Below are 26,799 nucleotides of genomic sequence, written 5' to 3' on the forward strand. Positions count from 1 at the left end.
AGCCTTTTGGGTTACCTTTTCGGCGTTTGGAAAAGGTGACTCGCTGTAAAAGCGAAACCGCCAGCGGCGTCACCCGCAGCAACGGATATACACACAAAACCAATAAAGCGCAGATACAAAAACGCCCGGCATAAACCGGGCGTTCTGTATTGACTTGATTAGCGAGCGCGGTAAGTGATGCGCCCTTTGCTCAAGTCATAGGGCGTCAGCTCGACGCGCACCTTGTCACCGGTAAGAATACGAATGTAGTTCTTGCGCATCTTGCCGGAAATATGCGCGGTTACGACGTGCCCATTTTCCAACTCCACACGAAACATGGTGTTGGGCAGGGTGTCGACGACAGTGCCTTCCATTTCGAAGCTGTCTTCTTTCGACATGCAGTAAAGCCCTCGGTATCCAATGAATGGCCCGGTGCAACTGCGCCAGGCAAAAGCGGCGTGCATTGTGCCCGAAAAAGGGGGTTTAAGCCAAGGGGTTTAGGGCTTGCGATTAGTTCAGGATCACCCAGCGCTGATTAATCAGCAATTCGATGGGGCGATATTGGGTCTTGTAGTTCATCTTTTTGCAGTTCTTGATCCAATAACCGAGATACACCGCTTCCAGCCCCAGCCGCTGGCTTTCGGCGATTTGCCACAGGATCGCGAAACGACCGAGGCTGCGGCGCTCCTCGCAAGGTTCGTAAAAGGTGTAGACCGCCGACAGGCCGTTGGGTAGCAGATCGGTCACCGCGACGGCGAGTAACCGTCCGTCGAGACGAAACTCATAGAAGCGCGAGAAGGGCAGGTCGCGCACCAGAAAGGTCGAGAACTGGTCACGGCTTGGCGGGTACATGTCGCCGTCGGCATGCCGCTGCTCGATATAGCGCTGGTACAGGTCGAAATATTCTTCGCTGAAATGCGGTTTTATCGGGCGTACCTGCAGGTCGGCATTGCGTTTGAAAATGCGTTTCTGCTGGCGGTTGGGGCTGAACTGCGCTACCGGGATGCGTGCAGGCACGCACGCATTGCAATTCTGGCAATGGGGCCGATACAGATGATCGCCACTGCGACGAAAGCCCATTTCCGACAGATCTGCGTAGACGTGCACATCCATGGGCTGGCTCGGGTCGAGAAACAGCGTCGTCGCCTGCTCCTCGGGCAGATAACTGCAGGAGTGAGGCTGAGTGGCATAGAACTTCAACCGCGCCAACTCGGTCATGATCAACCCTCGGGATAAGCTGGTGAATTAAGTGTAAGCCACGCGCGCAAAAGTCGCTCAGCAAACCCAGGTGGCACGGCTGGGTTGATCCAGGTGGCGGGCCAGATAGTCGGCGAATTCGTGGCGGGGGATTGCCCGGGCGCCGAGGCTGTGCAGATGATCGGTCGGCATCTGGCAGTCAATCAGGACGAATCCCGCGTCTTTCAGATGCTGCACCAAGGTGGCAAAGCCATATTTGGAGGCGTTGTCGGCACGGCTGAACATCGATTCGCCGAAAAACAGCTGCCCCATCGCCAGGCCATATAGACCGCCGACCAGTTGGCCTTGGTCCCAAACCTCGACCGAATGGGCAAAGCCGCGGCGATGCAGTTCCAGGTAGGCGTCCTGCATGGCTTCGGTGATCCAGGTGCCGTCAGCGTAATCCCGCGGCGCGGCGCAGGCGCGAATCACTGCGTCGAAGTCCTGATCGAAGGTCACCTGATAGCGTTCCTTGCGCAGCAGTTTGCCGAGACTGCGCGAGACATGCAGTTCGTCGGGAAACAACACGGTGCGTGGATCCGGTGACCACCAGAGGATCGGCTGACCTTCGGAAAACCACGGAAAACAGCCGTGCCGGTAAGCCTGCACCAGACGGTCGGCGGACAGGTCGCCACCCGCGGCCAGCAATCCATTGGGATCGCGCATGGCCTTTTCCAGGGGCGGGAAGGTCAGAGAATTGCGTTGTAACCAAGTCAGCATGGCGTCCGGGCTTGCAGAAGGGGAGGGCGGTGCGGGCGCAGGGCCCGCGATAAAGTGTGCCGTTAAATGACGGGAATGTCGTCCAGATACTTCTCCGCATCCAGTGCCGCCATGCAACCGGCCCCGGCCGAGGTCACGGCCTGACGGTAAACGTGGTCGGCCACGTCGCCGGCAGCGAAGACGCCGGGGATCTCGGTGGACGTCGCGTCGCCGTCACTGCCGCCCTTGATCAGCAGGTAGCCGTCACGCATCGCCAGATGGCCTTGAAACAGGTCGGTGTTGGGTTTGTGGCCGATGGCGATGAACACGCCGGCCAGTGCCAGCTCGCGGGTCTGCCCGGTGTGGCTGTCACGCAGGCGCGCGCCAGTCACGCCGCTGGCATCGCCCAGTACTTCGTCCAGATTCTGGTTCCAGTGCAGGCGAACGTTGCCGTTGGCGGCCTTTTCGAACAGTTTGTCCTGGAGGATTTTCTCCGAGCGCAGCTTGTCGCGCCGGTGGATCAAATGCACCTCTTTGGCGATGTTCGACAGGTAAAGAGCCTCCTCGACGGCGGTGTTGCCACCGCCCACCACCGCGACCACCTGATTGCGGTAGAAAAAGCCATCACAGGTCGCACAGGCTGAAACGCCTTTGCCGGCGAAGGCTTCTTCCGAAGGCAGGCCCAGATACTGCGCCGAGGCGCCAGTGGCGATGATCAGCGCGTCGCAGGTGTAAATGCCGCTGTCACCGATGAGTTCGAACGGGCGCTGCTGCAACTTGGCGGTGTGGATGTGGTCGTAAACGATCTCTGTGGCAAAGCGTTCGGCGTGTTTCTGCATGCGCTCCATCAGCACCGGACCGGTCAGGCCTTCGACGTCGCCGGGCCAGTTGTCGACCTCGACGGTAGTGGTGAGCTGGCCACCGGCCTGCAGCCCGGTAATGACCACCGGTTTGAGGTTGGCGCGGGCGGCGTACACGGCGGCGCTGTAACCGGCGGGGCCGGAGCCGAGAATGATCAGGCGTGAATGCTTCGCTGCGTTCATCAAATACACCTCATAAGCCTTTGTCACAAAAGACAATGCATGCTCAAATTGAGCCGCAGGATTTGTAGGATTGGCTATGCTCAGCTATGGGTTTTGAGGCATGGCATCAGCCGCACAAACCCGTACAATGCCGGGCTGTTACAGAATATTCGCCGTGTGCAGTGTTTATGGCTGTGTTTATAAAAGCAGCGGCACAGTGTTAAAAGTAGTCTCAGTTGCGCCGGTTCACTTTTTTACCTGCCTGGATTGGGCAGTTTTTTATCGTCATTCAATAGATGGACGCGCCCCGGGCGCAGGAAAAGAAGCGTTTTGAAGAAATCCACCGCAGCACCAAAAACAGTCGTTCCGCTCTGGCGCCAGCAATTGCACTACCGGCTCAAGGAAGGTGCATTGATCGCCATCGGTGCCTTGTGCCTGTTCCTGATGATGGCCTTGCTGACCTATGGCAAGGACGATCCGGGCTGGAGCCACAACAGCAAGATCGACGACGTACAGAACTTCGGCGGCCCGGCCGGTTCCTACAGCGCCGACATCCTGTTCATGGTGCTGGGTTACTTCGCGTACATCTTCCCGTTGCTGTTGGCGATCAAGGCGTATCAGATCTTCCGTCAACGCCACGAGCCGTGGCAGTGGAGCGGCTGGCTGTTCTCCTGGCGCCTGATCGGTCTGGTGTTTCTGGTGCTGTCTGGTGCTGCGCTGGCGCATATCCATTTCCATGCCGCCACCGGTCTGCCGGCAGGCGCGGGCGGGGCGTTGGGCGAAAGCCTTGGCGATCTGGCACGCAATGCCCTGAACATCCAGGGCAGCACACTGCTGTTCATTGCGCTGTTTCTGTTCGGCCTGACGGTGTTCACCGACCTGTCGTGGTTCAAGGTGATGGACGTTACCGGCAAGATCACCCTCGACCTGTTTGAACTGTTCCAGGGCGCGATCAACCGCTGGTGGTCGGCGCGTACCGAGCGCAAGCAATTGGTGGCGCAACTGCGTGAAGTCGATGACCGCGTCCACGACGTGGTCGCTCCGACCGTCACCGACAAGCGTGAGCAGGCCAAGGTCAAGGAGCGCCTGATCGAACGCGAGCAAGCCCTGAGCAAGCACATGTCCGATCGCGAGAAGCAGGTGCCGCCGGTCATCGCCCCGGCTCCGGCCAAGGCGCCCGAGCCGAGCAAGCGTGTGCAGAAAGAGAAGCAGGCGCCGTTGTTCGTCGACAGTGCCGTGGAAGGCACCTTGCCGCCGATCTCGATCCTCGATCCTGCGGAAAAGAAACAACTCAATTATTCGCCTGAGTCCCTGGCGGCGGTCGGCCACTTGCTGGAGATCAAGCTCAAGGAATTCGGCGTCGAGGTCACCGTGGATTCGATCCACCCGGGCCCGGTAATTACCCGTTACGAAATCCAGCCTGCCGCCGGGGTCAAAGTCAGCCGCATCGCCAACCTGGCGAAAGACCTTGCTCGTTCGCTGGCCGTGACCAGTGTGCGGGTGGTCGAGGTGATTCCGGGCAAGACCACGGTCGGTATCGAGATCCCCAACGAAGACCGGCAGATCGTGCGTTTCTCCGAAGTGCTGTCGACCCCCGAGTACGACAACTTCAAATCGCCGGTCACCCTGGCCCTGGGCCACGACATCGGCGGCAAACCGGTGATCACTGACCTGGCGAAAATGCCGCACCTGCTGGTGGCCGGTACCACCGGTTCCGGTAAATCGGTGGGTGTGAACGCGATGATCCTGTCGATCCTGTTCAAGTCCGGCCCGGAAGATGCCAAGCTGATCATGATCGACCCGAAAATGCTCGAACTGTCGATCTATGAAGGCATTCCGCACCTGCTGTGCCCGGTAGTGACTGACATGAAGGACGCTGCCAACGCCCTGCGCTGGAGCGTTGCCGAAATGGAGCGCCGCTACAAGCTGATGGCGAAGATGGGCGTGCGTAACCTGTCCGGCTTCAACGCCAAGGTCAAGGAAGCCCAGGACGCCGGCGAGCCGTTGAGCGATCCACTGTACAAGCGCGAAAGCATCCACGACGAAGCACCGCTGCTGCAGAAACTGCCGACCATCGTCGTGGTGGTCGACGAATTCGCCGACATGATGATGATCGTCGGCAAGAAGGTCGAAGAACTGATCGCCCGTATCGCCCAGAAGGCGCGTGCTGCCGGTATTCACTTGATCCTCGCGACCCAGCGTCCTTCGGTGGACGTGATCACCGGTCTGATCAAGGCCAACATTCCGACGCGGATGGCGTTCCAGGTGTCGAGCAAGATCGACTCCCGCACCATCATCGACCAGGGCGGTGCCGAGCAACTGCTGGGCCACGGTGACATGCTCTACATGCCGCCGGGCACCAGCCTGCCGATCCGGGTTCACGGTGCATTTGTATCCGACGATGAGGTGCACCGTGTGGTCGAAGCGTGGAAACTGCGCGGCGCACCGGAATACAACGACGACATCCTCAACGGTGTCGAAGAGGCTGGCAGCGGTTTTGAAGGCAGCAGCGGTGGCGGCGATGGCGATGATCCTGAAGCCGACGCGCTGTATGACGAAGCTGTACAGTTCGTGCTGGAAAGCCGTCGTGCCTCGATTTCCGCGGTACAGCGCAAGCTGAAGATCGGCTACAACCGCGCCGCACGGATGATCGAAGCCATGGAAATGGCCGGGGTCGTCACCTCGATGAACACCAACGGTTCCCGTGAAGTCCTGGCCCCGGGCCCGGTACGCGACTGATTGCAAACGCAAGAGGCGGGACAATGATGTGCCGCCGCTCTCCCAACGAGTATTCAAGAGGACTCCCATGCGTCTTATCCGCATGCTGCTGCCAGTACTGGCGTTGACCACACTCACGGCCCACGCCGATGACAAGGACGTGGCGCGTCTGACCCAATTGCTGGAAACATCGAAAACCCTGACCGCGAACTTTTCGCAGCTGACCCTCGACGGCAGCGGCACCCAGTTGCAGGAAACCACCGGTGAGATGACCCTGCAGCGTCCAGGTCTGTTCTACTGGCACACCAATGCGCCGAACGAGCAGACCATGGTCTCCGACGGCAAAAAGGTCACCCTGTGGGACCCGGATCTGGAACAGGCGACCATCAAGAAACTCGACGAGCGTCTGACTCAGACCCCGGCACTGCTGCTGTCCGGTGACGTATCGAAGATCAGCCAGAGCTTCGACATCACCGCGAAAGAAGCGGGCGGCGTGATCGACTTCACCCTCAAGCCGAAAACCAAGGACACCCTGTTCGACAACCTGCGTCTGTCGTTCCGCAATGGTCTGGTCAATGACATGCAACTGATCGACAGCGTCGGCCAGCGCACCAACATCCTGTTCACTGGGGTCAAGGCCAAGGAGCCGGTACCGGCATCGAAGTTCAAGTTCGACATCCCCAAGGGTGCGGATGTAATCCAAGAGTAAAATGCAAAACCCTTGTAGGAGTGAGCCTGCTCGCGATAGCGGTGGGTCAGACACTGCAGCTGTGACTGACACATCGAATCGCGAGCAGGCTCACTCCTACAAAATCAAAAGCATGATCGGTAACCGATTCAAATAGAGGTTTCAACGCTACGTGATGGATCTGTTTCGCAGTGCACCGATTGCCCAGCCACTGGCCGCGCGTTTGCGTGCGACCAATCTGGATGAGTATGTCGGTCAGGAGCACGTGCTCGCTCGCGGCAAGCCTCTGCGTGAGGCGCTGGAGCAGGGTGCCCTGCATTCGATGATCTTCTGGGGCCCGCCCGGCGTGGGCAAGACCACCCTGGCGCGGTTGCTCGCGGAAGTCTCGGATGCACACTTCGAAACGGTCTCGGCGGTGCTCGCCGGGGTCAAGGAGATCCGTCAGGCGGTTGAAATCGCCAAGCAGCAGGCCGGCCAGTACGGCAAGCGCACGATTCTGTTTGTCGATGAAGTGCACCGCTTCAACAAGTCGCAGCAGGATGCGTTCCTGCCATATGTTGAAGACGGCACGCTGATCTTCATCGGCGCCACCACCGAAAACCCCTCGTTCGAACTCAATAACGCCTTGTTGTCGCGGGCCCGCGTGTATGTGCTGAAAAGCCTCGACGAAGCGGCGCTGCGCAAACTGGTGCACCGCGCACTCACTGAAGAACGCGGACTGGGCAAACGTAATCTGACGCTCAACGACGAAGGCTTTCAGATGTTGCTGTCGGCCGCCGATGGCGATGGCCGGCGTCTGCTCAATCTGCTGGAAAACGCCTCGGACCTCGCCGAAGACAACAGCGAGATCGGCACCGAGCTGTTGCAAAGCCTGCTCGGCGATACGCGTCGGCGCTTCGACAAGGGCGGCGAAGCGTTCTACGACCAGATCTCGGCACTGCACAAATCGGTCCGTGGCTCCAACCCCGACGGCGCACTCTACTGGTTCGCGCGGATGATCGATGGCGGTTGCGATCCGCTGTACCTGGCCCGACGCGTGGTGCGCATGGCCAGCGAAGACATCGGCAATGCCGACCCGCGTGCCCTGAGCCTGTGCCTGGCGGCGTGGGAAGTGCAGGAGCGCCTCGGCAGCCCGGAAGGCGAGTTGGCGGTGGCCCAGGCCATCACTTATCTGGCCTGTGCGCCGAAAAGCAACGCGGTGTACATGGGCTTCAAGACCGCGCTGCGTGCGGCCGCTGAGAACGGCTCGCTGGAAGTGCCGCTGCACCTGCGCAACGCGCCGACCAAGCTGATGAAACAATTGGGTTACGGCGACGAATACCGCTATGCCCACGACGAGCCGGACGCCTATGCCGCCGGCGAAGATTATTTCCCGGAAGAACTCGAACCGATCCCGTTCTACCAGCCGGTGCCCCGTGGTCTGGAATTGAAGATCGGTGAAAAGCTCAACCACCTCGCTCAACTCGACCGTTCAAGCCCTCGGCAGCGGAGAAAATAGTGCTTCCATTGATTGTTGCCGTCTCCGCCGGCGGGATTGCCGGTACGCTGTTGCGCTTCGCCGCGGCCAATTGGGTCAGTGCCAATTGGCCGCGGCACTTCTATACCGCGACGCTGGCCGTTAATATCGTGGGCTGTCTGTTGATTGGCGTGTTGTACGGCCTGTTTTTGATACGCCCGGAGGTGCCGATCGAGGTGCGTGCCGGGCTGATCGTCGGCTTCCTCGGAGGGCTGACGACTTTTTCATCCTTTTCACTGGATACGGTGCGCCTGCTGGAAAGCGGGCAAGTGCCGCTGGCCCTGGGCTATGCAGCACTCAGCGTATTCGGCGGGCTGCTCGCGACGTGGGCTGGCCTGTCTTTGACCAAACTTTGATAACGAGAAACCGACATGCTCGATTCCAAACTGTTACGTAGCAACCTTCAGGACGTAGCGGACCGCCTGGCTTCCCGTGGCTTTGCCCTGGATACCGCGCGCATCGAAGCGCTGGAAGAACAGCGCAAGACCGTCCAGACTCGCACCGAAGCACTGCAGGCTGAGCGTAACGCGCGTTCCAAATCCATCGGTCAGGCCAAGCAGCGCGGCGAAGACATCGCGCCGTTGATGGCGGACGTCGAGCGCATGGCGGGTGAACTGAGCGCCGGTAAAGTCGAACTGGACGCGATCCAGACCGAACTGGACTCGATCGTACTGGGTATCCCGAACCTGCCGCACGAATCCGTGCCGGTCGGTAAAGACGAAGACGACAACGTCGAAGTGCGCCGCTGGGGCACCCCGACTGCTTTCGATTTCGAAGTGAAAGACCACGTTGCCCTAGGCGAGAAGTTCGGCTGGCTGGACTTCGAAACCGCTGCCAAGCTGTCCGGCGCACGTTTCGCCCTGCTGCGCGGCCCGATCGCCCGTCTGCATCGCGCACTGGCACAGTTCATGATCAACCTGCACGTCAACGAGCACGGCTACGAAGAGGCGTACACGCCTTATCTGGTTCAGGCGCCGGCGCTGCAAGGCACCGGTCAACTGCCGAAGTTCGAAGAAGACCTGTTCAAGATCGCCCGCGAAGGCGAAGCCGATCTGTACCTGATCCCGACCGCCGAAGTGTCGCTGACCAACATTGTGGCCGGCGAAATCGTCGACTCGAAACTGCTGCCGATCAAGTTCGTCGCCCACACCCCGTGCTTCCGCAGCGAAGCCGGCGCATCGGGTCGCGACACGCGCGGCATGATCCGTCAGCACCAGTTCGACAAAGTCGAAATGGTCCAGATCGTTGAGCCGTCGACTTCGATGGAAGCACTGGAAGGCCTGACCGCCAACGCCGAGAAAGTCCTGCAACTGCTGGGTCTGCCTTACCGCACCCTGGCGCTGTGCACCGGCGACATGGGCTTCAGCGCGGTCAAGACTTACGACCTCGAAGTGTGGATTCCGAGCCAGGACAAGTACCGCGAAATTTCTTCGTGCTCCAACTGCGGTGACTTCCAGGCTCGTCGCATGCAGGCGCGTTTCCGCAACCCGGAAACCGGCAAGCCTGAGCTGGTGCACACCCTGAACGGTTCGGGTCTGGCGGTCGGTCGTACCCTGGTTGCCGTGCTGGAAAACTACCAGCAGGCCGACGGTTCGATCCGTGTGCCGGACGTGCTGAAGCCGTACATGGGTGGCCTTGAGGTCATCGGCTAAATGAAATATCTGCCGCTGTTTCACAACCTGCGCGGCAGTCGTGTGTTGGTTGTCGGTGGGGGGGAAATTGCCTTGCGCAAATCCCGCCTGCTGGCCGATGCCGGTGCGCTGCTGCGGGTGATCGCACCTGAAATCGAAAGCCAGCTGCGGGAACTGGTCACCGCCAACGGTGGCGAGTGCCTGCTGCGCGGGTACGTGGAAGCGGACCTGGACGGTTGCGGGCTGATCATCGCCGCCACCGACGATGAAGCGCTGAATGCGCAAGTTTCCAGCGATGCTCATCGGCGTTGCGTGCCGGTCAATGTGGTCGACGCGCCGCAGTTGTGCAGCGTGATCTTCCCGGCGATCGTCGATCGCTCGCCATTGATCATTGCGGTGTCCAGCGGCGGCGATGCGCCGGTGCTGGCCCGGTTGATTCGCGCCAAGATCGAGACCTGGATTCCTTCGACCTACGGCCAGTTGGCCGGACTGGCGGCGCGTTTCCGCAATCAGGTGAAAAACCTGTTTCCGGATGTGCAGCAACGTCGTGGTTTCTGGGAAGACGTGTTTCAAGGCCCGATTGCCGACCGGCAATTGGCCGGGCAGGGCGCCGAGGCCGAACGTCTGCTGCAAGCGAAGATCGATGGCGAAGCGGATATCACCACCGGTGAGGTGTATCTGGTGGGCGCCGGGCCGGGTGATCCGGACCTGCTGACCTTCCGCGCCTTGCGTCTGATGCAGCAAGCCGACGTGGTGCTGTACGACCGCTTGGTCGCTCCGGCGATTCTTGAGCTGTGCCGTCGCGATGCCGAGCGGATTTACGTCGGCAAGCGTCGCGCCGATCATGCTGTGCCGCAGGATCAGATCAACCAGCAATTGGTCGATCTGGCCAAGGCCGGCAAGCGCGTGGTGCGGTTGAAGGGCGGTGATCCGTTCATTTTCGGCCGTGGCGGTGAAGAGATCGAAGAACTGGCAGCCCATGGCATTCCATTCCAGGTGGTGCCGGGGATCACGGCGGCCAGCGGTTGCGCGGCGTATGCCGGGATTCCGCTGACCCATCGCGATTACGCGCAGTCGGTGCGGTTCGTCACCGGTCACTTGAAGGACGGCTCCACCGACCTGCCGTGGGCCGACCTCGTCGCGCCGGCGCAGACGCTGGTGTTCTACATGGGCCTGGTCGGGTTGCCGGTCATTTGCGAACAACTGATCAAACATGGTCGTTCAGCGGATACTCCGGCGGCGCTGATTCAGCAGGGCACCACGGTCAATCAGCGCGTCTTCACCGGCACTCTGGCCGATCTGCCGCGCCTGGTGGCGGAGCATGAAGTGCATGCGCCGACACTGGTGATCGTTGGAGAAGTGGTGCAACTGCGCGAGAAACTGGCTTGGTTCGAAGGGGCTCAGGCGCAAGTCTGAAAAACCGAGTCGCCCCATTCGCGAGCAGGCTCGCTCCCACATTGGATCTGTGTCGTGCACAAATCCCCTGTGGGAGCGAGCCTGCTCGCGAAAGGGTCCTCAAAAACACCGAATCAATCAGCCTCTGCGCCAAACCCCTTTGCCATTCAGCCGTGCCCGATCATGGGCAACAGTAAAATCCTGCTCCGGTCCCTTCGGCACAATCCCCGTCGGGTTAATGGTCTTGTGGCTGCCGTAGTAATGATTCTTGATGTGCTGGAAATCCACAGTCTCGGCAATCCCCGGCAGCTGATACACCTCACGCAGCCAGCTCGACAGATTCGGGTAATCGGCAATCCGCCGCAGGTTGCACTTGAAGTGCCCGTGATACACCGCGTCAAAACGAATCATCGTGGTGAACAGGCGGATGTCTGCTTCAGTCAGGTATTCCCCGCTCAGATAACGGTTGGCGCCCAAAACGCGCTCAAGGTGATCGAGCTCGGCAAACACCTCATCGAATGCTTCTTCATAAGCCTGTTGCGAAGTCGCAAAGCCTGCGCGATAGACACCGTTGTTTACCGCTGGATAGATCCGCTCGTTCAGCGCATCGATCTCGCCGCGTAATGGTGCCGGGTAGAAATCCAGATCGTTGCCAGTCAGGTCATCAAAGGCGCTGTTGAACATGCGGATGATCTCCGCCGACTCATTGCTGACGATGCGCTTGAGCTTCTTGTCCCACAGCACCGGCACGGTGACGCGGCCGGTGTAGTCGGCAGTGTCGGCGGTGTAGCGCTGATGCATGAATTCAAAGCCATCAAGCTTGTCGCCCGTCGAGCCAAGTGCTTTGTCGAAGGTCCAGCCGTTTTCCAGCATCAACCAACTGACCACCGAAACGTCGACCAGTCTTTCCAGACCTTTGAGCTTGCGCAGGATCAGCGTGCGATGCGCCCAAGGACAGGCGAGAGAAACGTAGAGGTGATAACGCCCGACTTCGGCGGCAAAACCACCTTCACCGCTCGGCCCGGGCTGGCCGTCAGCGGTAACCCAGTGGCGGCGCTGCGCCTGTTCGCGCTGGAACGCGCCGTCCTTGCTGCTTTCGTACCACTTGTCCTGCCAGTGGCCATCAACGAGTAAACCCATGATCAAGACTCCACAATCCAATAAGCGTTGGAGCCGAGTCTATTCCGATGAGTTCGAACAAAAAGCGCAAAGATCGGGCGTCGATGATCGGTTAAATCGATTTGTTGCGCGCCGCCCAGTACTGCTCGGCGGTTTCGAACGCATGCTCGCGGCTTCGCCCGAGGCCGCGCAGAGCCAAGGCCATGGTCGAGATCAGGGCCATTTGCGGATAGCTGTCGACCACCTCGCCGCGCCACACAGCCTTCAGATGTTCAACATCCAGCGTGGCCGGTTTGACGTGGCGCTGGCTCGACAGTTGCGGCCATTCCTCGTCCCAGCTCTCGCCGCCAGTGGTGCCGTACAGATGACTGTCGGCATCCGGGTTGATCTCGATTTCACCGCCATCGCCCTTGACCACGATCGCCGTGTCGCCGAGCAGGCCGCTGGCGTCGCGGTGCACCGCTTGATAGCCCGGGTGAAAAATACTTTGCAGGCCACACCGTGCGCGCAGCGGATTGAGAATCCGCGCCAGCGAGTGGATCGGCGAACGCAGGCCCATGGTGTTGCGCAGGTCAATCATCTTTTGCAACTGCGGCGCCCAGTCCATCAGCGGCATGAACGCCAGGCCGCCGTTGTCCAGCGCACTGGCGACCTGCTGCCAGGTGCGGCACAGCGGGATGTGCAGTTCGCCAAGCAGTTGTTCGGTGTACAAGCGCCCGGCGGTATGCGCGCCGCCGCCGTGCATGAAAATCCGCACGCCGTTTTGCGCCAGGCACTTGGCTGCCAGCAGGTACCACGGCAGATGACGTTTTTTGCCGGCGTAGGTCGGCCAGTCCAGATCGACATTCAACGCCGGCGCCTGCAAGCGCTCGCGCACGGCCTCGGTGAAACCGGCCATTTCCTCGGCGCTTTCTTCCTTGTGCCGCAGCAGCATCAGGAAGGCCCCGAGCTGGGTGTCTTCGACCTTGTCGTCGAGCACCATGCCCATCGCCTCCCGGGCTTCCTCACGGGTCAGGTCGCGGGCGCCGCGCTTGCCCTTGCCGAGGATCCGCACGAATTGAGCGAACGGGTGTTCGGCGGGCGTTTCAAGGGTCAGCGCTGGAAAGTCGGTCATAAGCAATTCGTCGGTTTGGGCAGACCCGCCAGTTTCGCGGCGAGTTTGGCAGGGGTGCCTTTGAACAGTCGGTTCAGGTGCAGGCTGTTGCCTTTGTCCGGGCCGAGTTTCAGTGCGGTGTACTTGATCAACGGCCGGGTGGCCGGGGACAGCTGGAATTCGGCGTAGAAGCTGCGCAGCAGTTCGAGGACTTCCCAGTGTTCGGCCGTCAGTTCGATCGCTTCGGCGGCGGCGAGGGCGCCGGCGACGTCACGAGACCAGTCGTCGAGGTCGAGCAGAAAGCCGTCCTTGTCCAGTTCGATGGCGCGGGCGCCGACGGTCAGGGAATTCATAGCCAGCTGTTGACCTTGTCGTGGTGGATCGACAGTTCGACGAAGGCCGGGTAATCGATGGCTTCGGCCCAGTCCGGCACCTGCACGGCACGCGCCTGCGCATCTTCGGCCAGCACCAGCAGCTTCAACTGACGGTTTTGCAGCGCGGTGAACGGCGCGGTGCCGGGTTGCAGGGCATACACCGCGTCGCCAGACAGCAGTAGCGCATCCTTGTTGCCGAGCACGCGCAGGCAACTGGTCAGGCGTTCGTCACCGAACGGGGAATGAGACAACACATGCAAAGTCGACATCAGAGGGTGATCACCTGGTCGTAACGGTCAATAAGGGCGGTGATTTGTTCGGCGCCGAGCGGCTGTGCCTCGTCCAGCGACAGTTTGCTCAGGCCACGCAGGCTGGCGCTGTCGGCGCAGTAGAACAGCGCTTCAACGCCGAACATCGGCAGCGCCTGCAGGTTGGCGCTCAGGTCTTTCTGTTGCAAGGCTCTGGCGTTTTGTCCGGCGGCCAGTTGCAACACGCCGTCGTCGAGAAACAGCAGGCCGATCGGCAGATCGAACGCGCCACCGGCGAGCACGATGTCCAGCGCTTCGCGGGCACCGGGGCCGGACCACGGTGACTGGCGGCTGATGATCAACAGGGATTTGGCCATCTCACGCACCTCCGAAGCAGATCAGACGGTCGGCATCCTGCACCGCGTCATGCAATTGGCCGAGGCCGGACAACTCCCACGGCGCGTTGACCGAGACGGCATCGCGCTGGTAGCGCCTGGCTTCTTCGCCGTTCAATGCGCCACGGCGTAAGGCAGCGGCGATGCACACCACGCCGTCCAGTTGCTGCTCGGTGATGAACGCGCGCCATTGTTTGGGCAGGTCCAGTTCGTCCTGCGGGGTGACCACCGCGTCCGAGGCGTTGTAGACGCCGTCCTGATAGAAAAACAGCCGGACAATTTCATGCCCACCGGCCAGTGCTGCCTGCGCAAACAGCAGGGCACGGCGCGAGGAGGGCGCATGGGCGGCGGAAAACAGCGCAATGGCGAACTTCATGACGGACTCGATCAGCAAAACTGCGGTCATGATAAAGCTTTATGAAGGCTGCCGCGAAACCCAAGTTGTACGCATGTCCCCTGTAGGAGTGAGCCTGCTCGCGAAAGCGGTGGGTCAGGCGATAAAGATATTGAATGTACCGGCCTCTTCGCGAGCAAGCCCGCTCCCACAGGGGCGCATTTCAGCGGGGCATGTAGCCGAGTTGCCAGCGCCGCGGAATGGTCAGCGACAGCACGCCGAGCACCGCCGCCAGCAAGCCGCTGGCGAATAATGCCCGCAGCCCGAGCTGATGTTCCAGCACCGCCCCCAGGATCGCGCCGATGAACATGCCGGTCCACGGCACCAGCTGCACCCGCCAGCCGTTACGGCGTTCGCCGAGCATCCAGCGCCCCAGTCCACGACCAAACCGCGACAGCGCCCCGGTCACGTAGGTCAGGCCCACCGGGAGACCGTTCACTTCCTCGACCGCGGCGTTGAGCATGCCCATCGCGACGATCGCCGCCAGCAGCGCCGGGAGTTGCGTGTCAGATGGCAACGCGGCTGCCACGCAGAGCAGGGTGGCGATGCACAGTAACAACGGCAGTGTGCGCCGCCCACCCACGCGCCCGATCACAATCCCCAGGGCATTGCCGAGCACAAACGTGACGACGAGGATGACCAGGCGCAACGTCAGCCCCAGATCGCCGACACTGATCGCCACCGCCAGCCGCGTGGTGTTGCCGCTCATGAACGAGACGAAATCGCCGCTGGCCATGAAGCCGATCGCGTCGGTCATCCCGGCGAGTACCGACAGGCTGGCCACCAGCGCCAGACCGATGCGCCCGCGCCATTTCTGCCGATGCAGATGACCGGAGGTGGCGCGGTGAGTCGAAGTGGAAGGCAGCATCGGCGACGATATCCTTGAGCGGCGGTTACAGTTCCAGCCCATACAGGTCGCAGTAATCCGGCCAACTCATGTGCGCCATTTCCGCCACCTCGCGATGCACCTCCATGCGCTGGGCCTGATACTCCTCGGGCGTTGCCGCCGTGAGCAGCAAGGTCAGTTCCCAGGCAAACAGTCCCTGATCTTCAGCCTCGGCCTCGAAGGCTTCATGCAAGCGTTCTTCACGATACTGTGCGGCGGTTTCACCCTTGGCCTGGGCCAGCAGTGGATTGAGATGATCGAGGGTTTCGCGCAGTTCGGGGCGTGCGTCGAGAAACAGTTTCAGGGCCTGTTCGTGTCGCTGGTCGGTGGGCGCCATGTGTGTTCCTTGTGAGGCTGATGACCCTAGGGTGCCGGAGCGGCCCGTGCGTGTCGCGCTATTAATGCAGTAAAGCAGAACGATTTTGCCTGTTGCGGTGATACAGTCCGCTTTTTTCTGAATGAGCGAATGCAATGCGAATTCTGATGGTAGCGCTGGCCGCGACGGTGCTGGCCGGTTGCGCGGGTTCGGTAATGGACGATTCTCGCACCAAAGCCCCGTACAAGGTCCTGACCTCGGACAAGCCTGAGAAAGTTGTCGCCCAGTGCGTGCAGTTCGGCTGGCAGGACGAAGCGGTGTTCGGCGTGGATGCCGGTGCGTATCTGCAACCGGGCAAGAAGGGTGGGTCGACGGTGTATACCCGTTCGGCGGAATCGTTTGTCGACGTGACCAGCGATGCTTCGGGGACCGTGCTCAATTACTACGCGCAGAAGGATGATTTTGTTGCCAAGCGGCGGTTGGCGGCGTTGGCGACCTGTCTCTGATCATGTGTTGAGGCGGCCGCCGTCATCGCGAGCGGGCTCACTCCTACACTGGATTTGTGTTTGCCACCCATTCTGTAGGAGTGAGCCTGCTCGCGATGGGGCCAGTGAATTCAGCCGTTCAACCGCTTCTGGAAATAATGCCGGCTATGCCCCGGCGGGTAATCGATAATCTCGCCAAACTGGCTGAATCCCAGCTTCTTGTAGAACTCCGGCGCCTGAAAATCGAAGGTGTCCAGCCAGATCCCCAGGCAGCGCTTCTCGTTGGCCAGTGCTTCGGCCATCGCCATCAATCTCGAGCCAATGCCCTGGCCGCGTCCCTGCTCCGGCACTGAAAGCAACTCGATGTACATCCACTTGAAGATCACCCGGCCATACAAGCCGCCGAGAATCGCGTCGTGCTCATCGCGCACCATCAGCGCGAAAGGCTCCGACGTGGAGCCGCCGGTCTTGGCATCGTTATAGGCAATCAGTGGCTCGAGAATGGCCTTGCGTTGTTCTTCCGTGGGGTTCTTCGACAACTCGATTCGCAACGTCATGCGTAACATCCTTGTGAGGTGAACCGCCAGCCTATCCTGCCCGGTGGGCGTCTTCCAAGTCCTTCCTCATCCCTTTGGAACCGCCGCTGTCGCGTCGAGGTCTAGCTTTTTAAGCGTCATTCCGAACGCGGTTGATGAGGATCCCCCATGAACATTTTCGAAGCCCTTCGCGAAAGCCACGACCGCCAGCGCAGTTACGCCAAAGCCCTGGTCGAAACCAGCGGCGACACCCCGGAGCGGGTCGAAGCCTACAAGCAGCTCAAGGCCGAACTGCAGGCCCACGAAACCGCCGAAGAACGCCACTTCTACATCCCGTTGATGGAGTTCGACAACGGCGTCGACCTCAGCCGCCACGCGATCTCGGAACACCACGAGATGGACGAGATGATGGAAGAACTGGACGAGACCGAGATGTCCAGCCCAGCGTGGCTGGTAACCGCGAAGAAGCTCTCGGACAAAGTCCATCACCATCTCAAGGAAGAAGAGCAGAAGTTCTTCCAGATGGCCGGCAAGCTGCTCGACGACAAGCAGAAGGAACATCTCGCCGGCCAATACGAAAAGGAATACCAGGCACAATTGCCGTGAGCGCTGAATGGCGTTTTTTGCAGCGTTGGCGTGTAGGCCTTTAGCCATAGCTCGGGTGGGTTTTGTCGCAATTGACTGTATATGCATCCAGTGTTTTCAGTGTTTCTCGCCATTGAGGGCGGATGCCTGCGACAAAACCGCCGATGGACAAAAAATCCACCTCCGTTAGCTTGAAGGCCTCTCCTCGGGAAGGAGAGTTCTTAAATCAACGGAGTGAAAAACATGAATCAACCACAAGCTCAAACCCAACTGCGACACGGTCGCGTCACCTCTCCCGCAAGCCGCGGCTCGGTCGCCATCGACCTGGGTCTGCTGGCCGGCTGGCAAGTCAACGAAATGGAAGGCGGCAAGAACTTCCCGGCGCTGGCGGCCGGGCCGTTCCCGGCACCGTACGGTTCCGACAGTGACAGCGTCACGCCGCCGGCCGACGGTTACATCCTCAGTGGCGGCAAGGCCGATGCCCGCGATTGCGTGAACTTCACCGGCGCCGAGATGAGCAAGAAGCTCAATCGCCCATTCGAGTGGCCGCTGCTCAACGTCACCCCGGGTCAGACTCTCAAGGTCGACTGGGTGTACACCGCGCCGCACGCCACCCGTGGTTATCGCTGGCTGATCACCAAGGATGGCTGGGATCCGCAGCAGCGCATCAGCCGTGCGCAACTGGAAGCACAACCGTTCTTCGAGGATTTCTACACTCAAGTGCCGTACTACAGTCATGCGGGTGAGATGAAGGCCAAGGTCGATCACGAAGTGAAACTGCCGGCCAACAAGAAAGGGCATCACGTCATCGTGCTGATGTGGATCGTCGCCAACACCGGCAACGCCTTCTATCAGGCGTTCGACGTCGACTTCAAATAACGGCGCAACGCCGTCAAATTCACAGGTTCTGAAGGATTAGAACATGTCAAAAATCGACTTTTCATTGATGCAAAACACAGTGGGTGACGCGGCTTCGTTAATGCCGAGCATCGCCGGCAAGAAGATCCTCATGGGCTTCTGGCACAACTGGCCGGCCGGTCCGAGTGACGGCTACCATCAGGGCCGGTTCGCCGAAATGTCTCTGGAGGCAGTGCCCAAGGAGTACAACGTGGTCGCGGTGGCGTTCATGAAGGGCAGCGGGATTCCGACCTTCAAGCCGTTCAACGTCTCCGACGCCGAGTTTCGTCGCCAGGTCGGCGTGCTCAACAGTCAGGGGCGGGCGGTACTGATCTCCCTGGGTGGCGCCGATGCGCATATCGAACTGCGTGCCGGACAGGAACAGCCGCTGGCCAATGAAATCATCCGACTGGTGGAAACCTACGGCTTCGACGGGCTGGACATCGATCTTGAACAGAGCGCGATTGATTTCGCTGCCAACAAGACCGTGCTCCCGGCCGCACTGAAACTGGTCAAGGATCACTACGCAGGCCAGGGCAAGCACTTCATCATCAGCATGGCCCCGGAGTTTCCGTACCTGACCACCAACGGCAAGTACGTTGGTTACCTGCAGGCGCTGGAAGGCTACTACGACTTCATCGCCCCGCAGTTCTATAACCAGGGCGGTGATGGGGTCTGGGTGCCGGAAGCCAACAACGGCAACGGCGCGTGGATCGCGCAGAACAACGATGTGCTGAAAGAGGACTTCCTTTATTACCTGACCGAAAGTCTGGTGACCGGTACCCGGGGCTTCACCAAAATTGCGGCGGATAAATTCGTCATCGGCCTGCCGGCCAATGTTGACGCCGCCACGGGGTATGTGATCGACAGCACCGCAGTGGGCAATGCGCTCAAGCGCCTGGCGATCAAAGGGCTGCCGATCAAGGGCCTGATGACCTGGTCGGTGAACTGGGACAACGGCGCCAGCAAGGACCGCGTGCCGTACAACTGGGAATTCAGTCGGCGTTATGGACCACTGATTCACGGCGTCCGCACAGCGGCCCAGGAAACGGATGACGCGTTGTCGCGCCTCGCCCGTTAAACGCAAATAAAGAAGCCCGGTAGCGCTGCCGGGCTTTTTTTGTGGGCGCGATTATTCGAATATGGGCGTTTTCCGATGACACAAGGATCAGGCGTCATGACCAAGACCGCCGAGCGGGTCAATATTGTCGACACTCAGGTGTTGTCCCACGACTGGTACCTGCTGAAGAAAATCACCTTTGACTACCTGCGCAACAATGGGGACTGGCAGCGTCAGACGCGCGAGGTCTACGACCGAGGCAATGGCGCCGCGATTCTGTTGTTCAACCGTGACAAGCGCACCGTGGTGTTGACGCGCCAATTCCGTTTACCGGTGTTCGTCAACGGTCACGACGGCTTGCTGATTGAAGTGGCGGCGGGGCTGCTCGAAGGCGCCGCGCCGGAGCAGCGGATTCGTGATGAGGCCGAAGAGGAAACCGGTTACCGCGTGCACGACGTGAAGAAGGTGTTCGAGGCCTACATGAGCCCCGGCTCGGTGACCGAGAAACTGCACTTCTTCATTGCCGAGTACGACGCGAAGTCGAAGGTCAGCGAGGGCGGCGGCCTGGAAGAGGAAACCGAAGAACTGGAAGTGCTGGAATGGGGCTTTGATGACGCCTTGGCGGCGTTCCATCGCGGCGAGATCTGCGATGCCAAGACCATCATGCTGTTGCAGTACGCGGCGATGAATAAGCTGTTCAACACCTGAATTCAGCGTAAATCCATTGTGGTGAGGGCGCTGCTTGCTCCTGCTCCAGTGAGCAGCGCTGGCAAAATCCCGGGGCCGCTTTGCAGCCCGGCGGGAGCAAGCGCCCTCGCCACAAATGGATTTTCACAGGGTTAAAACAGGTTGCCTGTTCTACCGACGTCAGACCGACCGCCATCCTCCAGCGTCAGCAACCGCTCCTTGGCCTCAAGCCCACCGGCAAAACCGGTCAGTTTTCCCGACGCGCCGATCACCCGATGACACGGCGCCACAATTGAAATCGGGTTGCGCCCGTTCGCAGCCCCCACCGCACGCACGGCGGTCGGATTGCCGATCTGTTGGGCGATCTGGCTGTAGGTGCGGGTTTCGCCAAACGGAATGGTCAGCAGCGCCGCCCAGACCTTCTTCTGAAAGTCGGTGCCGACAAATTCCAGCTGCAGATCGAAACGATCGCGGCTGCCGGCAAAATATTCTTGCAGCTGTCGAGCGGCTTTCTGCAGCAACGGATTATCCGGCGCTTCAGTCATCGGCCCGAGGCGCACCCGGCCTGCTTTATCGTTTTCCCAGAGGATGGCCGCCAGTCGTGCGTCGTTCGCGACCAGCTTCAATTCGCCGACCGGTGAGGGCAGGGTGATGAACGTGTAAGACATGGGGCTGAACTCCGGATTCGGCACGGCGAGAGCGCCCAGCATACTGCCTGATCGAGGAGGCGCAAATCGCAATAGCGACCATACTGTTTGTTGCTTTTGAAGCGTTCCCTTCTGTTCTGCACAGAATCCAAAAACAAAAAAAGAGATCGACTCATGAAGTACGAACCTTTGGCCAAAACGCTGATTGCGACGTCACTGGCACTGAGCTGCCTCATGGCCCACGCCGCGTCGGTGGCACCGGTTGCCGCCGAGAACGGCATGGTGGTCACCGCCCAACACCTGGCGTCCCATGTCGGCGTCGATGTGTTGAAAAACGGCGGCAACGCGGTGGATGCTGCGGTTGCCGTGGGTTATGCGCTGGCGGTGGTTTATCCCGCGGCGGGCAATCTCGGCGGTGGCGGCTTCATGACCATTCAACTGGCGGACGGGCGCAAGACCTTTCTCGACTTCCGCGAAAAAGCCCCGCTGGCGGCAACCGCCAACATGTACCTGGACAAGGACGGCAACGTCGTCCCGGACCTGAGCACCCGTGGCCATCTCGCCGTGGCAGTGCCGGGCACCGTGTCGGGCATGGAGCTGGCGCTGAGCAAGTACGGCACCAAGCCGCGCAAGGACATGATCGCTCCGGCGATCAAACTGGCTGAAGACGGTTTCGAACTGGAGCAGGGCGACGTCGATCTGCTGGACTACGCCACCGATGTGTTCAAGAAGGACATGCGCGACTCCGGCTCGATCTTCCTGCACAACGGCGAGCCGATGCAGGTCGGGCAGAAACTGGTGCAGAAGGACCTGGCGAAAACCCTGCGCACCATCTCGGAAAAAGGCGCCGACGGCTTCTATAAAGGCTGGGTGGCCGACGCTATCGTCACCTCCAGCCAGGCCAACAAGGGCATCATCACCCAGGCTGACCTCGACAAGTACAAGACCCGTGAACTGGCCCCGGTGGAATGCGACTACCGTGGCTACCACGTAGTCTCGGCGCCACCGCCAAGCTCTGGCGGGGTAGTGATCTGCGAAATCATGAACATTCTCGAAGGCTACCCGATGAAGGATCTGGGCTTCCATTCGGCCCAGGGCATGCACTACCAGATCGAGGCGATGCGTCACGCCTACGTGGACCGCAACAGCTACCTGGGCGACCCGGATTTCGTCAAGAACCCGATCGAGCACCTGCTGGACAAGAACTACGCGACCAAGCTGCGTGACGCGATCCAGCCGCAGAAGGCCGGAATCTCCGCCGAGCTGAAACCCGGCGTCGCGCCGCATGAAGGCAACAACACCACGCACTATTCGATCGTCGACAAGTGGGGCAACGCGGTGTCGGTGACCTACACCCTCAATGACTGGTTCGGCGCCGGCGTGATGGCGAGCAAGACCGGGGTGATCCTCAACGACGAAATGGACGACTTCACCTCCAAGGTCGGCGTGCCGAACATGTACGGCCTGGTCCAGGGTGAAGCCAACGCCATTGCGCCGGGCAAAACCCCGCTGTCGTCGATGAGCCCGACCATCGTCACCAAGGACGGAAAAGTGGTGATGGTGGTCGGTACACCAGGTGGCAGCCGGATCATCACCGCCACCTTGCTGACCATGCTCAACGTCATCGACTACGGCATGGGCCTGCAGGAAGCGGTCGACGCGCCACGTTTCCACCAGCAATGGATGCCGGAACAAACCAACCTCGAAGACTTCGCCGCCAGCCCCGACACGAAGAAGATCCTCGAGAGCTGGGGCCACAAGTTTGCGGGGCCGCAGGATGCCAACCACATTGCGGCGATCCTGGTCGGCGCGCCGTCGCTGGGCGGTAAGCCGGTGGGCAAAAACCGCTTCTACGGCGCCAACGATCCACGGCGCAATACCGGGTTGTCACTGGGTTACTGATAGGCGTAAAAGAGGGGGGCGGGCTCTGGCCCGCCCCCCTCTCAAGGATCGATCAAGGAAGGCCCATCATGTCTAGCGCATTGCTGATCATCGACGTCCAGCAGGCCCTCTGCTCCGGCCAGTACCAGTGCTTCGACATCCACCGCGTCATCGACACCATCAACCAGCTCAGTACGCGCGCGCGCAATTGCCGCGTGCCGGTGGTGCTGATTCAGCATGAAGAAAAGGACAGCCCATTGGCCCACGGTGCCGAAGGCTGGCAACTGGCCGAAGGCCTGCTGACTGAAGCCCAAGACCTGCGTGTACGCAAAACCGCCCCGGATTCGTTCTACCAGCCCGACCTGGGCAACCTGCTGCCCGGCGAAGACTTCGAACGCCTGATCATCTGCGGCCTGCAAACCGACTACTGCGTCAACGCCACCGTGCGCAAGGCCCATCATCTGGGTTATGACGTGGTACTCGTCGCGGACGCTCACTCCACCGTCGACAATGGCAACATGAGCGCCGAAGACATCATCGCCGAACACAATAAGGACCTGGCGCACCTGACCGGTGCCACCGGCCGCATCGACGTCAAACCCGCAGCCGACATCGTTTTCTAAAGCCAGCGCATACCCCTGTGGGAGCGAGCCTGCTCGCGAAAGCGGTGTGCCTGTGACGCACGTGTTGGCTGACCAAATGCCTTCGCGAGCAAGCCCGCTCCCACAATAATGCGTGGTGTTCGCAGATTCCCCTGTCCAGCATAGGCCCCCTGTAGGAGCAAGCCTGCTCGCGAAAGCGGTGTGCCTGTGACGCATGCCTGTGACGCATGTGTTGGCTGACCCAACGCCTTCGCGAGCAAGCCCGCTCCCACAATGATTGATGGTGTTCACAGATTCCTATGTCCGGCATAAGTCCCCTGTAGGAGTGAGCCTGCTCGCGAAAGCGTTGCTTCTGTGACGTGTGTGTTGGCTAACCCAACGCCTTTGCGAGCAAGCCCGCTCCCACAATAATGCGTGGTGTTCGCAGATTCCCCTGTCCAGCATAAGTCCCCTGTGGGGCTTGCCCGCGAAGGCGGCAGCACTGCCAACATTTCGCTGGCATAATGCCGCTGCCCCGAAGAATGGAATCTGTCGATGTTGCCTTTCAAACTCCGCCACGCGTTTCTGCTGGCGTCCCTGATGTTTATTCCCGCTGTACACGCCAGCAGTTTTGATTGCGCCAGCGCCACCAGTCCGGCTGAAAAAACCATTTGCTCTGATCCCTATATCTCGAATCTTGATGAGAAACTGGGCTCGCTGTGGCGTGCTACGTTGCCCAAAGTTGTGGATTCGAAAGCCTTGAAGGTCGATCAGCGAGGCTGGCTGAAGCAACGCAATCAATGTGCTGCGGATGTTGCCTGTTTGCGCCGGCAATACCTGATGCGCCTCAAGGCCCTGGAGTTCATGGCCAAACCCTTCAATTGGGATGCGACCTGGCAGCTCATTCCATGGGGCGTTTCAGCGGCGGTTGTGGTGAACACCAAGCGTATCGATGCCACTCATATCGCCTTTGATATTTCAGGCGTGGCCGGCGCCAACTCCGGCGACATGGATGGCGTCGCCACCATTGAGGGCAGCGAAGCACACTACGCCCAAGTCAACTGTTCGTTGAAGTTCAGCCCATTCAACGGACTGTTGGACATTGCACAAGATGGTGCAGACCCTGCTTGCGGTGGTGGTATGGGGGTTTATTACGGCGGGCGCTACGTGGCGTCGGAACAGTCACTGTCGATTGATTACGACCTGCTCAGTCTGGGGGTGGCGCGGACTGAGCAGGAAAACGAGCTATTGCACACGCTGCTCAAAGGCGATTATCAGACGTTGTTGCAAAACAGTGGATCGATGGTGACGGGCGAGGCTTCCCGCGATGTGCCGGATGCTCAGGTCGATGAGTTCTGGTTACGTGGGCTGGCCAACACCAATGCCGGCATCCTGATGCGAGCGCCGGACGCTCGGGTATGGCTCGTGTTATTGGTGTTCGATGAGCAGCGTCAATTGCGTGCCCGCTATTACACCAACGTACCGCAATGGAAAAAACGTGTGCCCGAAGCACTGCTTGCCTGGCATACGCGAATAGCGAACGGTGAGACTTTGCCGCTGGATTTCATGCCCTGACGCTCTGCGGCGAGGTACTTGGCGAAACATCGACGGGGCTGCCCGAGGCAGCCCCGCGTCGTTCAAGTCGCAAACAACCATCCACGTGCAGTCGCCACAGGTTCCGACACCACCCCCTCCAGCACCATCCGCGTGATGGTGTTGGCGGCGGTCTGATAGTCCTCATCCTGCGGCACCGGGCGCCCGGTGATGCAGCCCATCTGCCAGCCGATGTTGGTGTAGGTGCGGGTCGCCGACCAGATGAACAGCATCAGATGCTCCGGGTCTACCGGTGCCAGCAAGCCGCGTTCGATCCAGCTGCGCAGGCAGTCGACGTTGCGCCGCGCTTCGGCGTGCAGCAGGTCGCGGCATTCGTCCGGCAACTGGTGTCCACCGAGCAGCAGTTCGCCGCTGAACACCTTGGCGATCGCCGGATGTTCGCGGGCGATGCGGATGCGGGCGGCGACGTAGGCGCGCAGGCCGATCAGCGGATCGTCGCTTTCGCGCAGTGCCGCCGAGGCTTCCAGAAGCGGTTCGACAAATCCCAGCAGGACCTTGGAGTACAGATTTTCCTTGGTCTGGAAGTAGTAATACAGGTTGGCCTTGGGCACGCCGGCGCGGGCGGCGATGTCGCGGGTCTGGGTCGCATCGAAGCCGTTGGCGGCAAACTCCTCGCTGGCGGCGGCGAGGATCAGTTGCTCGTTGCGTACGCGGATGGCGCTCATGTGAGCACGGTGTAAATGGATGGCATGGGCAGGTTCTGGCAAATTCGGTCTCGCAATATACAAAACTATATAGCGGTGGGGCCAGCTAACTCGTCGGACAGCGCTATGCTGGTTCGACGATTCAAATAACGGGGAGGAAATATGACTATTCAGGTAATGCGCGCCACCACGGCTCAGTTGGAGGCGGTGGCAGAACTGTTCGACGCTTATCGTGGTTTCTATCAACAGCCGTCGAATCTGGCGCAATCGCGAGCGTTCATTGCCGAGCGCATGGACGGTGACGAATCGGCGATTTTTCTTGCGCAGGATGAAAACGGCGCAGCGCTGGGCTTTGTACAGTTGTATCCGACGTTTTCCTCGATCGATGCCCACCGCACCTGGCTGCTCAGCGACCTGTTCACCGCGCCTGCCGCCCGTGGTCGTGGCGTCGGTCGGTTGCTGATGAACACGGCGCGGGACTTTGCGCTGCAGACCGGCGCCAAAGGGCTGGTGCTGGAAACCGCCACCGACAACTTCACCGCGCAGGGGTTGTACGAGTCACTGGGTTATGTGCGTGATAGCGGTTATTACACCTATATGCTCAATCTGCGGCAGGACTGACTGACTTTTTGTGTAAATTTCCCGATTCAGTCTTTCCTCAAGCGACTGCTCTCTCTAGAATCCGCCCGACCTCCACAATGGAGGCTCTTTGATATCACCTGGCTCGGTTCAGATAGGGAAGACAATATGCAATTCGGGAAAATCCTGGCGCTGGGCCTGGCGCTTACGCTGGGTGGTTGTGCCAGTTTCACCAAAGACGAAGTGGCGCCGGTCAAACTGCCATCGATGGCCAGCTACGCCAACAAGCCCAATGTCTATGTGGATTTCGACTTCTATCAGGGCGAGCCGAAAAGCGCTTCGGCTGTAGAGGTGCCGCAGGCACGTGACCAGCTCAAACCAGAGCTGCAAAAGATTCTGAGCGACTCCGGCCTGTTCGGCCGCGTCACGCTGGACGAGTTCCAGAAGCAACCGGGCGATTACAGCCTGCGCCTGAAAATGTACAACCATCCGCCGAATGCCGGTTCGATGGTGCTGGGCTTCATCAGTGGTTTCAGTCTGGGGGTGATCCCGGCATACGGCACGGATCAATACACCATGAGCCTCGAAGCCGTGGACGGAGCGGGTCAGGCCCTGACCACCGCGAGCAACCATGATGCGGTGGGTACCTGGATCGGCATCTGGTTCATTCCGCTGATGGGCAACACCCCGAAGGCAGCGGTCAACGACACGTTCGCCCGTCAGGTCAATGCGCTGCTCAAGCAAATGATCGACAACAACCACCTGAAATACTCGGCGCTCGAGACTCGTATTCCACGGGCGTGATGCGAAAAAAAGAGCCGCAATCGCGGTAATGCCGATCAGTTAAGCGCAGATCCCCTGTGGGAGCGGGCTTGCTCGCGAAAGCGGTAGGGC

Annotated in this window: 30 protein-coding genes and 1 pseudogene; 16 read left to right on the forward strand and 15 right to left on the reverse strand. The window is 60.2% G+C overall.

The genetic code is table 11. From position 1 onward, the window contains the following. Nucleotides 1-158 precede the first annotated feature (158 nt). From infA to trxB, 4 genes are all read right to left on the reverse strand, one after another. Nucleotides 159-377, reverse strand: coding sequence for a translation initiation factor IF-1 (infA, locus tag PseAD21_RS25690; RefSeq protein ID WP_002553999.1), 219 nt, complete (start codon nucleotides 375-377; stop codon nucleotides 159-161). Between the two features lie 112 nt (nucleotides 378-489). After that, complete coding sequence (locus PseAD21_RS25695; protein ID WP_102358578.1) at nucleotides 490-1,197, reverse strand: arginyltransferase; 708 nt, start codon at nucleotides 1,195-1,197, stop codon at nucleotides 490-492. Between the two features lie 57 nt (nucleotides 1,198-1,254). Next, nucleotides 1,255-1,935: a leucyl/phenylalanyl-tRNA--protein transferase gene (gene aat, locus PseAD21_RS25700; RefSeq protein WP_025109007.1), complete on the reverse strand. Its 681-nt coding sequence runs from the start codon at nucleotides 1,933-1,935 to the stop codon at nucleotides 1,255-1,257. Nucleotides 1,936-1,997: 62 nt separating this feature from the next. After that, complete coding sequence (gene trxB, locus PseAD21_RS25705; protein ID WP_102358579.1) at nucleotides 1,998-2,957, reverse strand: thioredoxin-disulfide reductase; 960 nt, start codon at nucleotides 2,955-2,957, stop codon at nucleotides 1,998-2,000. Nucleotides 2,958-3,266: 309 nt separating this feature from the next. Between trxB and PseAD21_RS25710 the strand changes: the two genes are divergently transcribed. From PseAD21_RS25710 to cysG, 6 genes are all read left to right on the forward strand, one after another. Further along, complete coding sequence (locus tag PseAD21_RS25710) at nucleotides 3,267-5,675, forward strand: DNA translocase FtsK (RefSeq protein ID WP_102358580.1); 2,409 nt, start codon at nucleotides 3,267-3,269, stop codon at nucleotides 5,673-5,675. Nucleotides 5,676-5,742: 67 nt separating this feature from the next. Further along, nucleotides 5,743-6,363, forward strand: coding sequence for an outer membrane lipoprotein chaperone LolA (gene lolA / locus PseAD21_RS25715; RefSeq protein ID WP_102358581.1), 621 nt, complete (start codon nucleotides 5,743-5,745; stop codon nucleotides 6,361-6,363). 154 nt (nucleotides 6,364-6,517) lie between these two features. Next, nucleotides 6,518-7,840, forward strand: coding sequence for a replication-associated recombination protein A (locus PseAD21_RS25720; protein WP_102358582.1), 1,323 nt, complete (start codon nucleotides 6,518-6,520; stop codon nucleotides 7,838-7,840). Then, nucleotides 7,840-8,214: a fluoride efflux transporter CrcB gene (gene crcB, locus PseAD21_RS25725; protein ID WP_102358583.1), complete on the forward strand. Its 375-nt coding sequence runs from the start codon at nucleotides 7,840-7,842 to the stop codon at nucleotides 8,212-8,214. The genes PseAD21_RS25720 and crcB overlap by 1 nt, the downstream gene beginning before the upstream one ends. A 15-nt stretch (nucleotides 8,215-8,229) precedes the next feature. Beyond that, a complete protein-coding gene (gene serS, locus PseAD21_RS25730) occupies nucleotides 8,230-9,510 on the forward strand; it encodes a serine--tRNA ligase (RefSeq protein ID WP_053121586.1) in 1,281 nt (426 codons plus the stop codon). Next, nucleotides 9,511-10,905 (forward strand): siroheme synthase CysG, encoded by a 1,395-nt coding sequence (gene cysG / locus PseAD21_RS25735; RefSeq protein WP_102358584.1) that lies wholly within the window; start codon nucleotides 9,511-9,513, stop codon nucleotides 10,903-10,905. Nucleotides 10,906-11,022: 117 nt separating this feature from the next. On the opposite strand, the gene PseAD21_RS25740 is transcribed toward cysG, so the two are convergent. The 8 genes from PseAD21_RS25740 to PseAD21_RS25775 all read right to left on the reverse strand — a co-directional run bounded on the left by PseAD21_RS25740 (nucleotide 11,023) and on the right by PseAD21_RS25775 (nucleotide 15,730). Beyond that, complete coding sequence (locus tag PseAD21_RS25740) at nucleotides 11,023-12,024, reverse strand: glutathione S-transferase family protein (protein ID WP_102358585.1); 1,002 nt, start codon at nucleotides 12,022-12,024, stop codon at nucleotides 11,023-11,025. A 91-nt stretch (nucleotides 12,025-12,115) separates the two neighbouring features. Continuing rightward, nucleotides 12,116-13,117, reverse strand: coding sequence for a glycosyl transferase family protein (locus PseAD21_RS25745; RefSeq protein WP_102358586.1), 1,002 nt, complete (start codon nucleotides 13,115-13,117; stop codon nucleotides 12,116-12,118). Further along, entirely contained in the window at nucleotides 13,114-13,449 is a 336-nt protein-coding gene (locus PseAD21_RS25750; RefSeq protein ID WP_102358587.1) for a TusE/DsrC/DsvC family sulfur relay protein, read from the reverse strand. The genes PseAD21_RS25745 and PseAD21_RS25750 overlap by 4 nt, the downstream gene beginning before the upstream one ends. Further along, complete coding sequence (gene tusB, locus PseAD21_RS25755) at nucleotides 13,446-13,739, reverse strand: sulfurtransferase complex subunit TusB (protein WP_102358588.1); 294 nt, start codon at nucleotides 13,737-13,739, stop codon at nucleotides 13,446-13,448. The genes PseAD21_RS25750 and tusB overlap by 4 nt, the downstream gene beginning before the upstream one ends. Continuing rightward, nucleotides 13,739-14,095 (reverse strand): sulfurtransferase complex subunit TusC, encoded by a 357-nt coding sequence (gene tusC, locus PseAD21_RS25760; RefSeq protein ID WP_102358589.1) that lies wholly within the window; start codon nucleotides 14,093-14,095, stop codon nucleotides 13,739-13,741. The genes tusB and tusC overlap by 1 nt, the downstream gene beginning before the upstream one ends. Before the next feature lies 1 nt (nucleotide 14,096). Then, nucleotides 14,097-14,489, reverse strand: coding sequence for a sulfurtransferase complex subunit TusD (gene tusD / locus PseAD21_RS25765; RefSeq protein ID WP_102358602.1), 393 nt, complete (start codon nucleotides 14,487-14,489; stop codon nucleotides 14,097-14,099). Between the two features lie 181 nt (nucleotides 14,490-14,670). Then, on the reverse strand, nucleotides 14,671-15,375 hold the full coding sequence (locus PseAD21_RS25770) for a YoaK family protein (protein WP_102358590.1): 705 nt from the start codon (nucleotides 15,373-15,375) through the stop codon (nucleotides 14,671-14,673). Between the two features lie 25 nt (nucleotides 15,376-15,400). Continuing rightward, nucleotides 15,401-15,730, reverse strand: coding sequence for a DUF6388 family protein (locus PseAD21_RS25775; protein WP_102358603.1), 330 nt, complete (start codon nucleotides 15,728-15,730; stop codon nucleotides 15,401-15,403). Between the two features lie 134 nt (nucleotides 15,731-15,864). Between PseAD21_RS25775 and PseAD21_RS25780 the strand changes: the two genes are divergently transcribed. After that, nucleotides 15,865-16,215 (forward strand): hypothetical protein, encoded by a 351-nt coding sequence (locus tag PseAD21_RS25780; protein WP_047601654.1) that lies wholly within the window; start codon nucleotides 15,865-15,867, stop codon nucleotides 16,213-16,215. Nucleotides 16,216-16,325: 110 nt separating this feature from the next. On the opposite strand, the gene PseAD21_RS25785 is transcribed toward PseAD21_RS25780, so the two are convergent. Beyond that, nucleotides 16,326-16,751 (reverse strand): GNAT family N-acetyltransferase, encoded by a 426-nt coding sequence (locus PseAD21_RS25785; protein ID WP_102358591.1) that lies wholly within the window; start codon nucleotides 16,749-16,751, stop codon nucleotides 16,326-16,328. Between the two features lie 147 nt (nucleotides 16,752-16,898). Here PseAD21_RS25785 and PseAD21_RS25790 point away from each other — a divergent pair, with 147 nt between their 5' ends. The 4 genes and pseudogenes from PseAD21_RS25790 to PseAD21_RS25805 all read left to right on the forward strand — a co-directional run bounded on the left by PseAD21_RS25790 (nucleotide 16,899) and on the right by PseAD21_RS25805 (nucleotide 19,980). Beyond that, nucleotides 16,899-17,336: a hemerythrin domain-containing protein gene (locus PseAD21_RS25790; RefSeq protein WP_102358592.1), complete on the forward strand. Its 438-nt coding sequence runs from the start codon at nucleotides 16,899-16,901 to the stop codon at nucleotides 17,334-17,336. 222 nt (nucleotides 17,337-17,558) lie between these two features. Beyond that, complete coding sequence (locus PseAD21_RS25795) at nucleotides 17,559-18,194, forward strand: lytic polysaccharide monooxygenase auxiliary activity family 9 protein (protein WP_102358593.1); 636 nt, start codon at nucleotides 17,559-17,561, stop codon at nucleotides 18,192-18,194. A gap of 43 nt (nucleotides 18,195-18,237) precedes the next feature. After that, a pseudogene (locus tag PseAD21_RS25800) lies at nucleotides 18,238-19,236 on the forward strand (chitinase); the annotation flags it as partial. A 153-nt stretch (nucleotides 19,237-19,389) separates the two neighbouring features. Next, nucleotides 19,390-19,980: an NUDIX domain-containing protein gene (locus PseAD21_RS25805; protein ID WP_102358595.1), complete on the forward strand. Its 591-nt coding sequence runs from the start codon at nucleotides 19,390-19,392 to the stop codon at nucleotides 19,978-19,980. A gap of 131 nt (nucleotides 19,981-20,111) precedes the next feature. On the opposite strand, the gene PseAD21_RS25810 is transcribed toward PseAD21_RS25805, so the two are convergent. Continuing rightward, the gene (locus PseAD21_RS25810; protein WP_102358604.1) at nucleotides 20,112-20,627 is read right to left on the reverse strand and encodes a methylated-DNA--[protein]-cysteine S-methyltransferase; all 516 of its coding nucleotides are present in this window, start codon (nucleotides 20,625-20,627) and stop codon (nucleotides 20,112-20,114) included. A 153-nt stretch (nucleotides 20,628-20,780) separates the two neighbouring features. On the opposite strand from PseAD21_RS25810, the gene ggt reads away from it, so the two are divergent. The 3 genes from ggt (at nucleotide 20,781) to PseAD21_RS25825 (ending at nucleotide 24,643) form a co-directional block, all read left to right on the forward strand. Then, nucleotides 20,781-22,508, forward strand: coding sequence for a gamma-glutamyltransferase (gene ggt / locus PseAD21_RS25815; protein WP_102358596.1), 1,728 nt, complete (start codon nucleotides 20,781-20,783; stop codon nucleotides 22,506-22,508). A gap of 68 nt (nucleotides 22,509-22,576) precedes the next feature. Then, entirely contained in the window at nucleotides 22,577-23,110 is a 534-nt protein-coding gene (locus PseAD21_RS25820) for a cysteine hydrolase family protein (RefSeq protein ID WP_102358597.1), read from the forward strand. Nucleotides 23,111-23,623: 513 nt separating this feature from the next. After that, nucleotides 23,624-24,643 carry a lysozyme inhibitor LprI family protein gene (locus PseAD21_RS25825; protein WP_102358598.1) on the forward strand — a complete coding sequence of 340 codons (1,020 nt, stop codon included), beginning with the start codon at nucleotides 23,624-23,626 and terminating at the stop codon, nucleotides 24,641-24,643. Nucleotides 24,644-24,705: 62 nt separating this feature from the next. Here the strand turns inward: PseAD21_RS25825 and PseAD21_RS25830 are convergent, their stop codons facing one another. Then, nucleotides 24,706-25,347, reverse strand: coding sequence for a TetR/AcrR family transcriptional regulator (locus PseAD21_RS25830; protein WP_102358599.1), 642 nt, complete (start codon nucleotides 25,345-25,347; stop codon nucleotides 24,706-24,708). 141 nt (nucleotides 25,348-25,488) lie between these two features. Between PseAD21_RS25830 and PseAD21_RS25835 the strand changes: the two genes are divergently transcribed. Next, nucleotides 25,489-25,947, forward strand: coding sequence for a GNAT family N-acetyltransferase (locus PseAD21_RS25835; protein ID WP_102358600.1), 459 nt, complete (start codon nucleotides 25,489-25,491; stop codon nucleotides 25,945-25,947). A gap of 126 nt (nucleotides 25,948-26,073) precedes the next feature. Then, on the forward strand, nucleotides 26,074-26,709 hold the full coding sequence (locus tag PseAD21_RS25840; protein WP_102358601.1) for a hypothetical protein: 636 nt from the start codon (nucleotides 26,074-26,076) through the stop codon (nucleotides 26,707-26,709). The last annotated feature ends 90 nt before the right edge of the window (nucleotides 26,710-26,799 follow it).

The organism is Pseudomonas sp. AD21, assembly GCF_002878485.1.
Taxonomy (GTDB): domain Bacteria; phylum Pseudomonadota; class Gammaproteobacteria; order Pseudomonadales; family Pseudomonadaceae; genus Aquipseudomonas.